Origin of the sequence: Vibrio ostreae, assembly GCF_019226825.1 — a bacterium.
Taxonomy (GTDB): domain Bacteria; phylum Pseudomonadota; class Gammaproteobacteria; order Enterobacterales; family Vibrionaceae; genus Vibrio; species Vibrio ostreae.
This window is the reverse complement of sequence record NZ_CP076642.1, coordinates 392,533-404,614: the sequence shown is the minus strand read 5'-3', so window position 1 is coordinate 404,614 and position 12,082 is coordinate 392,533. Positions and strand designations below refer to the sequence as shown.

General features: G+C 51.2%; 11 protein-coding genes and 2 pseudogenes. 8 read left to right on the top strand and 5 right to left on the bottom strand.

Annotation, left to right across the window (positions count from 1 at the left end; all coding sequences use genetic code 11):
• Nucleotides 1-23: 23 nt before the first annotated feature.
• A complete protein-coding gene (locus KNV97_RS01820) occupies nt 24-209 on the bottom strand; it encodes a YgaP family membrane protein (RefSeq protein WP_218561966.1) in 186 nt (61 codons plus the stop codon).
• Nucleotides 210-362: 153 nt separating this feature from the next.
• Here KNV97_RS01820 and KNV97_RS01815 point away from each other — a divergent pair, with 153 nt between their 5' ends.
• The 4 genes and pseudogenes from KNV97_RS01815 to KNV97_RS01800 all read left to right on the top strand — a co-directional run.
• A complete protein-coding gene (locus tag KNV97_RS01815; protein WP_218561965.1) occupies nt 363-668 on the top strand; it encodes an ArsR/SmtB family transcription factor in 306 nt (101 codons plus the stop codon).
• Between the two features lie 26 nt (nt 669-694).
• Nucleotides 695-1,114, top strand: coding sequence for a YeeE/YedE family protein (locus KNV97_RS01810; protein ID WP_218561964.1), 420 nt, complete (start codon nt 695-697; stop codon nt 1,112-1,114).
• A 21-nt stretch (nt 1,115-1,135) separates the two neighbouring features.
• The gene (locus KNV97_RS01805) at nt 1,136-1,591 is read left to right on the top strand and encodes a YeeE/YedE family protein (RefSeq protein WP_218561963.1); all 456 of its coding nucleotides are present in this window, start codon (nt 1,136-1,138) and stop codon (nt 1,589-1,591) included.
• Nucleotides 1,592-1,700: 109 nt separating this feature from the next.
• A pseudogene (locus KNV97_RS01800) lies at nt 1,701-1,943 on the top strand (efflux RND transporter permease subunit); the annotation flags it as partial.
• A gap of 143 nt (nt 1,944-2,086) precedes the next feature.
• Here the strand turns inward: KNV97_RS01800 and KNV97_RS01795 are convergent.
• Nucleotides 2,087-2,989 carry an endonuclease/exonuclease/phosphatase family protein gene (locus tag KNV97_RS01795; protein ID WP_218561962.1) on the bottom strand — a complete coding sequence of 301 codons (903 nt, stop codon included), beginning with the start codon at nt 2,987-2,989 and terminating at the stop codon, nt 2,087-2,089.
• 281 nt (nt 2,990-3,270) lie between these two features.
• Between KNV97_RS01795 and nrdD the strand changes: the two genes are divergently transcribed.
• The 4 genes and pseudogenes from nrdD (at nt 3,271) to KNV97_RS01775 (ending at nt 7,918) form a co-directional block, all read left to right on the top strand.
• Complete coding sequence (gene nrdD / locus KNV97_RS01790) at nt 3,271-5,391, top strand: anaerobic ribonucleoside-triphosphate reductase (RefSeq protein ID WP_218561961.1); 2,121 nt, start codon at nt 3,271-3,273, stop codon at nt 5,389-5,391.
• A 16-nt stretch (nt 5,392-5,407) separates the two neighbouring features.
• The gene (gene nrdG / locus KNV97_RS01785) at nt 5,408-5,875 is read left to right on the top strand and encodes an anaerobic ribonucleoside-triphosphate reductase-activating protein (protein WP_136485643.1); all 468 of its coding nucleotides are present in this window, start codon (nt 5,408-5,410) and stop codon (nt 5,873-5,875) included.
• Nucleotides 5,876-6,058: 183 nt separating this feature from the next.
• Nucleotides 6,059-7,241: pseudogene (locus tag KNV97_RS01780) on the top strand (amino acid aminotransferase).
• Between the two features lie 53 nt (nt 7,242-7,294).
• On the top strand, nt 7,295-7,918 hold the full coding sequence (locus KNV97_RS01775; RefSeq protein WP_136485647.1) for an ATP-dependent zinc protease family protein: 624 nt from the start codon (nt 7,295-7,297) through the stop codon (nt 7,916-7,918).
• Between the two features lie 263 nt (nt 7,919-8,181).
• Here the strand turns inward: KNV97_RS01775 and fruA are convergent, their stop codons facing one another.
• From fruA to fruB, 3 genes are read right to left on the bottom strand one after another with little or no spacing between them, the layout of a single operon-like run.
• Nucleotides 8,182-9,927, bottom strand: coding sequence for a PTS fructose transporter subunit IIBC (gene fruA / locus KNV97_RS01770; RefSeq protein ID WP_218561960.1), 1,746 nt, complete (start codon nt 9,925-9,927; stop codon nt 8,182-8,184).
• Between the two features lie 18 nt (nt 9,928-9,945).
• On the bottom strand, nt 9,946-10,899 hold the full coding sequence (pfkB, locus tag KNV97_RS01765; protein WP_218561959.1) for a 1-phosphofructokinase: 954 nt from the start codon (nt 10,897-10,899) through the stop codon (nt 9,946-9,948).
• A gap of 10 nt (nt 10,900-10,909) precedes the next feature.
• Nucleotides 10,910-12,046, bottom strand: coding sequence for a fused PTS fructose transporter subunit IIA/HPr protein (gene fruB, locus KNV97_RS01760; RefSeq protein ID WP_218561958.1), 1,137 nt, complete (start codon nt 12,044-12,046; stop codon nt 10,910-10,912).
• Between the last annotated feature and the right edge of the window lie 36 nt (nt 12,047-12,082).

Genomic DNA, 12,082 nt, shown 5'->3' with positions numbered 1-12,082 from the left:
ACTGACAGTTTACACTGGGCGTACTATTTAAAACCAAGCTTTTTCAGCACGTAAGCTGCCGGACAGATGCCTGTGTAAGCACTTTGTATAAGGTTTGCACCGATAAATGCGGTTAACCAGATGAAATTAGGATGCACCAGTGTGGTTAATATTACAGAGAGTAACACCATTGCCCCTGCCACTACTCGAACGCCATTGTCGACTGTCATGACCGTTTCCTCCGTCAATAAACTGTTGTTACTATAGAACTATTATTTAGGTAAGTCTAATATTGTTTTATCTAAATAAGTTTTGACTAATTTATATTTATTAGTATTATCTGATTTAAGTGGTTTTGAGATTGGTCTCTTTGAGGGGGAGTGATGGCAATGGTTGATATAGAGCAGATGAAATCCAGTGCGCCGGAAGTCTCTGAGCTGCTGCGCATTATGGCGCACCCGGAGCGCTTGATGGTGTTGTGCCAACTGACGCAGGGTGAGATTGGTGTCGGGCAACTTCAGAAAAATTCATCACTCAGTCAGTCGGCATTCTCACAGCATTTAACGCTGCTGAGAACGCATCAACTGATCAAAGCCCGTAAAGAATCACAACAAGTGTTTTACTCCCTGGCCGATGGCCGGGTTGCACAGTTGATCGGTAGCCTGCAGCACATTTTTTGCGGCGCGTGAGCAACTCATTGGAATAAGAGGACAATATGACATTTTCCATACCATGGGCGTCTCTGTTGGGAGGCATGTTACTCGGTATTTCTGCCACTTTATTACTCCTGATGAACGGTAAAATCGCCGGTATCAGCGGGATTCTCTCAGGACTGATCAAGCCTGAGCGGGGCGATTTTTCGTGGCGGATGCTGTTTGCGGCAGGGGTTGTCGCCGGCGGGGTACTCGGTGCTCTGACGCTGTCGGATAATCTGGTTATCGACTATCCGCCGAACGGAGGACTTCTGGCCGCGGCCGGTCTACTGGTCGGTTTAGGAACCCGCTTGGGCAATGGCTGTACCAGCGGCCATGGTATTTGCGGCATCGGCCGTCTGTCGCGTCGCTCACTGGTCGCCACGGCTGTTTTCATGCTGGTTGCGGTGCTGACCGTTTTTGTGCGTTTACATCTGATTTAGCGGGCTGAGCAGGATAGAAAAATGAATAACGTATTGTTTCGGTTAACGTCTCTGGTTTGTGGCCTGCTGTTTGGCCTTGGCATGGTGATCTCCGGTATGGCTGACCCGGCTAAGGTTATCGGATTTCTGAATGTGGCGGCACTTTTTGATGCTCAGACTTCGTGGGACCCAAGCCTGCTGTTTGTGATGGGCGGCGCCTTGCTGGTGTTTATGCCGGCGTATTTCTTGGTGATCAGGCCCCGTCGCCGGCCGGTGAATGCGCAGCAGTTTAGTCTGGCGAGTTCGCTCCAGATCGATGGCCGTTTAATCGGCGGCGCCGCACTGTTTGGTCTCGGCTGGGGCTTGGCGGGAGTCTGCCCGGGCCCGGCATTGGCAAGTCTGGCGCTCGGAAACGCTGATGTGTGGGGATTTTTTATCGCCATGCTGGCCGGACTCGGAGCAGGTAATGTATTTATATGGGCCAAAAATGCTCGATAGAGTAAAACGCAGCCCGCTAACCTCGTTACGCTTTGTTGATGCGGATGTCAACGATCATGTCAGTCAGGGGCAGATGTTATTAGAAATCAGTGCAGTGCAGCCAGGGGCAGAGTTTGGCGAAGCTGTCATACAGTCAGCGGCCGTACGGGCCAAGCCCATCATGCTCACTGCATTGGCTGCGATGATCGGCGCGATGTTTATACTCGACGATCCTATCTTTAATGGCTTGGCTATCAGTCTGATTTTCGGAATTTTTATTTCAACAATATTAACCTTGTTGGTTATTCCGGTTCTATACTATGTAGTGATGAGAAAACGCTTGGTACCCGCCGTTAACGATAAGACCGAATGACGCAAGCGTTGACACGATAAATCATAAAAACAGAGTACACTTCTTTTACTTGTGTCTGCCCCGCCATTCTGGCGGGGCTTTTTTTCACTTTAGTATCTCGTCGCTCAGTTTGTTGCGATGCTGAGGGTTAGCTCATTTGCGACTTAGCGGGTTAACACCGCCCGCACCGGACAGTGATCACTGAGCTTGTATGTCAGGACCAGCGGCGGGTCAAACGTGATCTGTTGTGGTTGCGGTAGCGCAAGATCCGGGCTGGCGATGACGTGATCGATCAGTGAGCGGAACTGATGCAGCTTGTTGGTTTGGTTACGTGAGCGCACTTTGCACTCTGCGCGCGTTTGCCTGGTGGTCAGTTGTGGTGCTTGTGGTAGCCCGGCTCCGATTTCCTGCCAAAGCCAGTCACCCTGATAGGCCAGGTTGTGGTTGAAATCACCGACGATCAGGTAACTTTGTTGGAGCCCTGCTCGGGCGCTCAACCATTGATTGAGCGCTTCGCCCTGCTGCCGTACGGTGCGGCAACTGCGGTTCGATGCGGAAAACTTGCCGCTGCAACCGGCTTTGAGGTGCACATTAAGAACATGCAGCGGCTGTTTGCTGTCTGGATACAGCACGATATAAGTAGCAAAGCGTAATTTGTTGTGTTGCTGTGGCGTCAGGTCGATATCGGCCGGATCGGCAAACGGCACACCACGGCGTATTGCAAATCCGGTGTATTGATTGCTATCTGAAAACTGACGCTTCTGATTGCGAGCCAGGCTGCGATCCGACATGACTATCTGGTAATGATTACCGGCGATGCGCTGCATCGCTTGCGCACTGTCGACTTCCTGAAAGGCAACCACGTCGCTGTTGAGTCGTGAAAAATGGCCGGCCAGAGCGTCGAGATCCTGCGCGGTTCGTTTACCACGATTGGCAGAAACGGCCGGGTTAAGCGTCAGCCACTCCAGATTCCAGCTGCTGATCACGGTATTTTCGGCCTGAGCGGTTACTGAGGATCCCAACAATATCAGTGCCAGCAGGCGTGATGTGACAAGTTTTAGTCTCATATCGGTCGGTTATCGGAAGAATGATACGTTGAGTGTTTCACATAAAAGTCACGCAAGGGGGCATAAATTTGCTTTCTTAGCGGTTTTTTTCTCTCTTTGCGATCGGTTCTACAGATCGATTTGTTTCTGCTCATAGACGGATTTTGCTTGATCCAAATCAATACGGATATGTAGGGCATCTCGTTTAATACCGCACTATATATAGTGTTGTTGGTCGCTAGGTTGACCCAATATGGTGTATTTGCAGATAACTCTGTGAGTATGCTGGGTAAGGAGAAAAAGTGAAACCTGTCGTAATCAAGCGTGACGGCTCCAAAGCCCCGTTTAGCCGTGATCGTATCCAGTCTGCAGTAGAAAGCGCTGCACAAGAAGTCAGCAGTGAAATGGCTATATACGCGCTTAATGTGGCGCTGGCCGTCGAGCTGAAGCTGAAAGAGCACCAAGAAGTTCACATTGCCGAGATCCAGACTCTGGTAGAGAACGAGCTAATGCAAGGCCCATATAAAGCATTAGCTCGTTCATACATTGAATACCGCCATGACCGCGATATTGCGCGTGAAAAGCAAAGTAAGCTGACGCACGAAATTGAAGGTTTGATTCAGGAGAGCAACGCCGACTTACTCAATGAAAACGCCAATAAAGATGGTAAGGTGATCCCGACCCAGCGTGACCTGCTGGCCGGTATTGTCGCCAAGCATTATGCCAAAACCCGTATTCTGCCACGCGATGTGGTGCAGGCCCATGAAGAGGGCGATCTGCATTATCACGACCTGGACTACGCACCGTTCTTCCCGATGTTTAACTGCATGCTGATTGATCTGCAGGGCATGCTGACTCACGGTTTCAAGATGGGGAATGCGGAGATTGATACACCGAAATCCATCTCTACTGCCACCGCGGTTACTGCCCAGATCATTGCTCAGGTTGCGAGCCATATTTACGGTGGCACGACTATCAACCGCATTGATGAAGTGCTGGCACCCTATGTCACGGCCAGTTACCTCAAACACCTTAATGTTGCACGTGAGTGGGACATTCACGACCCGCGTGCGTTTGCTAAAGCGCGCACCGAGAAAGAGTGTTTTGATGCCTTTCAATCGCTCGAATATGAAGTGAATACTCTGCATACCGCCAACGGACAAACGCCGTTCGTGACACTGGGCTTTGGCCTGGGAACCAGTTGGGAATCACGCCTGATCCAGACCTCGATTCTGAAAAACCGGATTGCCGGCTTGGGCAAGAACCACAAAACCGCGGTCTTTCCGAAGCTGGTGTTCGCGATTAAAGACGGCCTTAACCATCGCGTCGGGGACCCTAACTACGACATCAAACAACTGGCGCTGGAATGTGCGTCGAAACGCATGTATCCGGATATCCTCAACTACGACAAAGTGGTGGAAGTAACCGGCTCATTCAAAACGCCGATGGGCTGTCGCAGTTTCCTTAATACCTATGAAGAAAACGGCGAGTTAATTCACGAAGGGCGCAATAACCTCGGAGTGGTCAGCCTCAACCTGCCGCGCATTGCGCTCAAGGCTGAAGGTAATCTCGAGCGCTTTTACCAGTTGCTGGATGAAAAGCTCAAGCTGGCACGCCGCGCGCTGGAAACGCGAATTCACCGTCTGGAGAACGTTAAAGCCCGTGTGGCGCCGATCTTATACATGGAAGGGGCCTGTGGCGTAAGGCTGAAAGCCAATGATTCCATTGCCGACATCTTCAAAAACGGCCGCGCGTCGATTTCGCTTGGTTACATCGGCGTGCACGAAACCATTAATGCCCTGTTTGGCGCGCAGCAGCATGTTTATGACAGCAATGAACTGCGTGAGCAGGCGGTGAAAATCATCGCTAAGCTGCGTGAAGCGGTCGATTGCTGGAAAGCGGAAACCGGTTATGCGTTCAGCCTGTATGGCACACCAAGCGAAAACCTGTGTAGCCGTTTTTGCCGGATTGACGCCACCGAGTTTGGCGTGATTGAGGGCGTCACAGACAAAGGCTACTACACCAATAGTTTTCATCTCGATGTCGAAAAGAAGGTCAATCCGTACGACAAGATTGATTTTGAAATGCCGTATCCGGATGTATCGAACGGCGGATTTATCTGTTACGGCGAGTTCCCGAATATGCAGCGCAATGTAGAAGCACTGGAAAATGTCTGGGATTACAGTTACAGCCGGGTGCCTTATTACGGGACTAATACACCGATTGATGAGTGCTACGAATGTGGCTTCAGCGGTGAGTTTGATTGTACCAGTAAAGGATTTACCTGCCCGAAATGCGGTAATCACGACTCCAGTAAGGTATCGGTTACACGCCGTGTGTGCGGCTATCTTGGCAGCCCGGATGCGCGTCCGTTTAACTTCGGTAAGCAGGAAGAGGTCAAACGCCGGGTGAAGCACTTATGATGCACACGAGCCAACCATGAATTATCAGCAATATTATCCGGTCGATGTGGTCAACGGGCCGGGAACACGCTGCACACTGTTTGTTTCCGGCTGCGAACATCAGTGTCGCGGCTGTTACAATCAGAGTACCTGGCGTTTGGACTCTGGTCATCTGTTCACGCCGCAACTCGCAGACCAAATCATTGCTGATTTGAATGACAGCCGTATTTATCGGCGCGGCTTGTCCTTGTCGGGGGGCGATCCGCTGCACCCGGCGAATCTGAGCGGGGTGCTCAAACTGGTAAAGCGAGTGCGTGCCGAGTGCCCGGATAAAGACATCTGGCTATGGAGTGGCTATCAACTGAGTGAGCTGACGGACGCTCAGCGCGACATCGTCAGGCTGGTGGATGTGCTGATTGACGGTAAGTTTGAGCAAGCGCTGGCCGACCCGGCACTCGAGTGGCGTGGCAGTAGTAACCAGGTAATTCATCGCTTTGCACTCTAAGCCGTTCTTCAACAGGCATAATACAGGTATTCGAAAGGCGACAAGTGCCTGACAGGGCCGGATGTTGTCATTGCTGCCGTAAACCCTGCACGAGCAGGCTGGCACAGCAAAAATCCCTTTCGGTTTGAGCCTGATTGGTGTTTACTGAAAGCCACATATGAATTTCAAAGGGTTGTGGCTTTCATGTTATCCCAATTACCAACACCAGTTTTAGATCCCATTCTTTCTCTCTCCGTTGCTTATCGTAACGATCCTCGTCCGGAAAAAAGTCGATCTTGGTATCGGCGTTTACAAAAACAGCGCTGGCGTTACGCCAATTATGCAGGCTGTAAAACAGGCTCAGGATATCGTGGTCGCGACTCAGACCAGCAAATCTTATGTCGGCCTTGCCGGGTGTGAAGAGTTCAATCGTGGCATGCTGAATCTGGTGATGGGTGAGGCTGCCCAACTTGAGCGTACTATTGCGATTCAGACCCCTGGCGCCAGCGGCGCGCTGCGTATGCTGGGCGATCTGATTCAGGTTGCCCAGCCGGGCAGTACCATTTGGCTGACTGACCCGAGCTATGTTAACCACAAGCCAGTAATGGAAGCGGCGGGTCTGACCGTGAAATTCTATTCTTACTTCAGTCGCGACAGCAAAATGGTGGATACCGAGCGCATGCTGGCCGATTTATCCAAGGCAGGGCCAAAGGATGTCGTTTTGCTGCATGGCTGCTGTCATAACCCGACCGGTGCTGATATCGATTTCGCGGCTTGGCAGGCCATTACCGAACTGGCGTTGAAAAATGGTTTCACTCCTTTTGTCGATATTGCTTACCAGGGTTTTGGTGACGGACTGGAACAAGACGCACAAGGCCTGCGTTATATGGCAGATCAGGTAGAAGAAATGCTGGTTACGGCATCGTGTTCGAAGAACTTTGGCCTGTACCGTGAACGCACCGGTGTGGCGATCGTGATGGGCAAAAATGCCCGTGAAGCCGCCAATGCAAAAGGTAAGTTACTGACCCTGGCACGTTCCACGTACACCATGCCGCCTGACCACGGTGCAGCGCTGGTGAAGACCGTGCTGCAGGACCAAACGTTGACCGCTTTATGGAAACAAGAGCTGTCAGAGATGCAACAGCGTTTGTTAAACCTTCGTCAAACCTTATGCAATGAGTTGAGAAATCAACACAATACGGCACAATTTGATTTCATCAAAAGTCACAAAGGGATGTTTACTGTGTTAGGCTTCGCTCCGGAGCAAATGACACGTTTACGTGAAGAGTATGGAATTTATGGAGTTGGCGATGGTCGTATCAATATCGCCGGTCTGACAGAGAAAGATATTCCTTACGTGGCAGATGCGATTGTTAACGTCTCATAAAGTTAGAGCACCCGTTTTTAAACAGAGATCCAGCAAGTTGATTAGGTGAATGCATGAAACAACAATGGAAAATCCTGATTCCTTTAATGCTTAGTGGCGGTATCGTGGCTTGTGCCTCGTCTCCGGCAGATAAGGAAGCCGCGACTCAAGTTGAACAACCTACAAACTCGCAGGAAGCGAATAATAGTGCAAAGGATAGCAACACGCCAAAACAAGACACAGTTGTGCTCAAAGCCACCAAAACATCGGATGGCAAACTGATTCTTGGCTCTCAGGAGTGGGTTTATGTCCCTGGTGTAAAAGAGAATTTCCGTGCCCGGGTTGATACTGGGGCGACCACCTCGTCGATTAGTGCGGTGGATATTGAACCGTTTGAACGCGACGGCAAAGACTGGGTTAAGTTTCGTATCGAGCACGAAGGGATTAAAAGTGAAGAAATGAGTGTACCGGTTGAGCGTTGGGTTAAGATCCGCCAGTCGACCTCAGACACCACTCACCGCCGTCCGGTCATCCTGTCCTGGATTCAAATTGGTGACGTGAAAGAGCAGACCGAGTTTACGCTGGCAGACCGTACTCATCTGAGTTATCCGCTGCTACTGGGACGCAGTTTCTTCAAAGATGTGGCTGTGGTCGATGTTGGTCGTAAATACGTGCAGGAAAAGCACAAAAAGGACTGATTATCCTCGAGGAATGAACATCTTCCGGATACGATCCTTATCCAGGTAATTAACAAAAAGCCAGCACATGCTGGCTTTTACTTTGGCTGCGATTCAACAGCCTGAATCGAAAGTCATATAAAAAAGCCAGTGAGAATACACTCACTGGCAAGAGTCACGGGGGACTTTACGAGGGGAGCCAAGATCGGTAGTTAGCTCCAATTTGCTTTCGCAATTTATTACTTTCGTAATTTACTACTTGAGTAACTTACTACTTGCGTAACTTATGCGGTCACAGCTTGTTTGCTCTGTGCACGTGATTTCAGGAATGCGTAGCTGACACCTGTCACGACAGTACCTACCGCGATAGCAACCAGGTACATCAGTACCGGAGTGATAGCGTTAGGAATCAGCAGTACAAACAGACCGCCGTGTGGCGCCATCAGTTTTGCACCAAACAGCATCGACAGGGCACCAGTCAGTGCACCACCAATCATACAAGACGGGATAACACGCATCGGGTCTTTCGCTGCGAATGGAATCGCACCTTCAGAGATGAAGCACAGGCCCAGTACGAATGATGCTTTACCTGCTTCACGCTCACCTTGTTCAAACTTGTCTTTTGCCAGGAATGTTGCCAGACCCATACCCAGAGCCGGTACCATACCTGCTGCCATGATAGCGGCCATTGGCGCATAAGTTTGCGATGCCAGCAGACCAACACCGAAGGTGTACGCAGCTTTGTTAATCGGACCACCCAGGTCGAAACACATCATAGCGCCCAGGATAACACCCAGCAGAACCGCGTTGGCCGAACCCATGTTGTTAAGGAATTCAGTCATTGCTGACATGATGCCGGCAACCGGGCCACCAACGATGTAAATCATCACCAGGCCAGTGATTAAGCTGGCAACGAATGGAATGATCAGAATCGGTTTTAGTGCTGCCATTGAAGCAGGCAGGGCGACTTTATCGGCAATGAATTTTGCTGAGTAACCGGCAATGAAACCCGCTGCGATACCACCCAGGAAGCCTGAGCCGATTGAGCTTGCCAGCATACCACCGATTAGACCAGGGGCCAGACCCGGACGGTCAGCGATAGAGAACGCGATGTAGCCCGCCAGCACCGGAATCATCAGAGCGAATGCAGAGCCGCCGCCGATAGACATCAGAGCCGCAGCCAGAGTGCCTTCTTCTTTAAATGCTTCAATACCAAATACAAACGACAGCGCGATGATCAGACCACCGGCGACCACCACTGGCAGCATGTGAGATACACCGGTCATCAGATGCTTGTAGACGCCTTTCTTCTCTTCCGTTTCTGCACCGGATTTCTGCGCAGCACCTGAATGTTGGTACACTGAACCCTGAGCGATCGCTTTATCCATCTCTTCTGATGTTTTCTTCAGCGCAGGGCCGGTTTTGGTCCGGTACATTTTTTTACCGTTGAAACGCTCCAGCGGTACTTCAATGTCAGCCGCGATGATAACCAGATCCGCATCGGCGATGTCTTGTTCAGTCAGAGCGTTACCTGCACCGACTGAGCCACGGGTTTCCACTTTGATCTGGTAACCACGACGTTTGCCTTCTTCTTCCAGTGCTTCAGCTGCCATAAAGGTGTGTGCAACACCAGTCGGGCACGCAGTCACAGCAACGACTTTTTTCACGCCGTCTGTGGCTGCGGCTACAGGCGCAGTAAAAGTGGTTGCGGCAGCGGCTGACAGTTCAGTCGCTTGTTCGGTTGCCGCTTTCAGGTAAGCAACCGGATCAGCGGTAAGGGCGGAGATTTCGCTCTGGTAAACTTTTTTACCCACGAAGCGTGTGGTATCAACCGGAGTGTTTGTAGCAACAATCACCACCTCGGCTGCGTTGATTTCAGCGTCAGTCAGGGTTTTACCCGCCAGAACGGATGAGTGGCACTCAACACTGGCCGTCCAGTTTAGTGATTTCGCCGCTTGTTCAAGTAGACCAGCAGCGATAATGCTATTTGCAACGCCGCTTGGGCATGCAGTAATAATGGCAATATTCATAGATGCGACCTTCTGTCCTTATTGGTTAGTTTCTGCGCTAACCGGTTGTAATTGGATTTGTTGTTGTAGGGTGTTTAATTGCTCAATGTCTGGTACGCCGACACCAACCTGCGTGACCGCAAGGGCGGAAAGGGCAGTAGCAAACGTAATCAGTGGTTGTTTATCCATCTCTTGCATGTGGCCCCAGCAAAGTCCGGCCACCAGCGTATCACCGGCACCGACTGTGCTGACCACATTCATACGTGGCGGCTGGGCGTGCAGCCATTCACCGTTATTCAGCCACATGGTGCCTTCGGCACCCATGGATACAACGATGTTCTCAATGCCTTTGTCAGCCAGTTGTTGGGCGGCCTCGCGGCATTGTGCCGGTGAGGTTAATTCGCGTCCGACAAACTGAGACAGCTCTTCATCATTAGGTTTGATCAGCCAAGGCTGGGCATTCAGGCCGGCGGCCAGTGCGTCACGGCTGCTGTCGAACAGCACTTTTTTGCCCAGGCTGTGCAGTTTTTCGATCCAGGACGCACACAGCTCCGGTGACACGCCCGTTGGCAGGCTGCCAGCCAGTACGAAAAATTCATGATCTTCGGCCAGTGCCAGTAGGGTGGCTTCAAACTCTGCAATGTTTGCCGGCGAAACCTGAATGCCCGGGAAGTTGACGTCGCTGACTTCGCCGTTGGCCTCAACCAGCTTTACGTTGATGCGGGTTGCGCCGTCGATGCGGACAAACTTGTCTGTTGCGCCCATGTCAGCAAACAACTGGCAGAACATTTCCTGGTTATCACGGCCCAGAAAGCCGGTAACCGTCACGTCGGCACCTAAGTCACTCAGTACTTTCGCCACGTTGACGCCTTTACCAGCAGCATGCAAATTGCCTTCTTTGACCAGGCTGACTGAGCCAACATTTAACGTGCTCAGGCTGCCGGTCAGATCGAGCGCCGGGTTAAGCGTAATGGTGACAACTTTATTGGTCATATCGCGCTCCTTAACCTTCACCCAGGCCAGCGTTGATCGCTGCACCGATAGATTCCAGAGCTTGCGATGCATCAGGGCCTTCGGCAGTAAACTGCAGTTGGTGACCGTGTTTGACGCCCAGCGCGATAACTTTCATCAGGCTTTTCGCGTTCACAACTTTGCCGTCACCATCCAGATTGGATACCTTGATGCTGGATTCAAATTTCTTCGCTTCAGCAACCAGCATTGCGCCAGGACGTGCGTGCAGGCCGTGTGAGTTTCTGATTTTGAAGACCGCTACGTTACCGTCAGCAGCAGGAGCCTGGGTTTCTTCTTCACCCTGAGTAAACAGATTGACCAAGGCTTGTGCGTCGGCATTAAGCAGTTTGTCTTGCTGTTGGGCAAATATCAGCTCAGAGATCTTAGCGAGGAACGCCTCGTGCGCGCTGTTGCAAGCGGCAAATGCGATCAACGCTTTGACCTTAACGCCGTTGTGTTCACAGTCATTGGCAGTTGAAACAAATGACATACCGGTGCGTTTGACGTTTTTATCGCTGCTGATTAACCACAGGCCTTTACCCAGGTGAGTCGGCTCTTTAGTGACTAAGTCTGCGACAAATTCAGCTTCTGCACAGCCTGTGTTCTTTAGCAGGCCGCCGGCGACGGCACTCATCTGAATCATGTCGCTGGCCGGGAATTGCAGTTGAATCAGTGACGCATCGAAATCGGCATCAAACTGAACTTCGCCGTTCAGCAGGGCGATGATGTCTTTCTCTGCTTTGGCTTCTTTCAGTTTTTGTTCAACACCATCGGCTGACAACACTTTGGTGAGTTGTTTGAGAATACCCAGGTGCTCGTCCGATTTAGCCGCGATACCGATAGCAACGTAAACCGTGTTACCGTCGCCCCAGTCAACGCCGGCAGGAAAGTGGTGAACAGCAACACCGGTTTGTTTCACCAGGTCGCGTGTATCTGTGGTTCCGTGAGGAATTGCGATGCCGTTACCCAAAAAAGTTGAGTTTTGCGCTTCGCGGTTCAGCATACCTTCAACATAGCCTTCATCAACCAGACCTTTGGCAGTCAGGTCGGCAGCAATAGAACGAATCGCATCCAGCTTGTTGGCCTGTGCTTGTTCCAGTTGAATGTCTTGAGTAGTAAGTTGCAGCATGTTTGGCCCCTTTCCAGCCAGCGAGTGGCTTTTTTG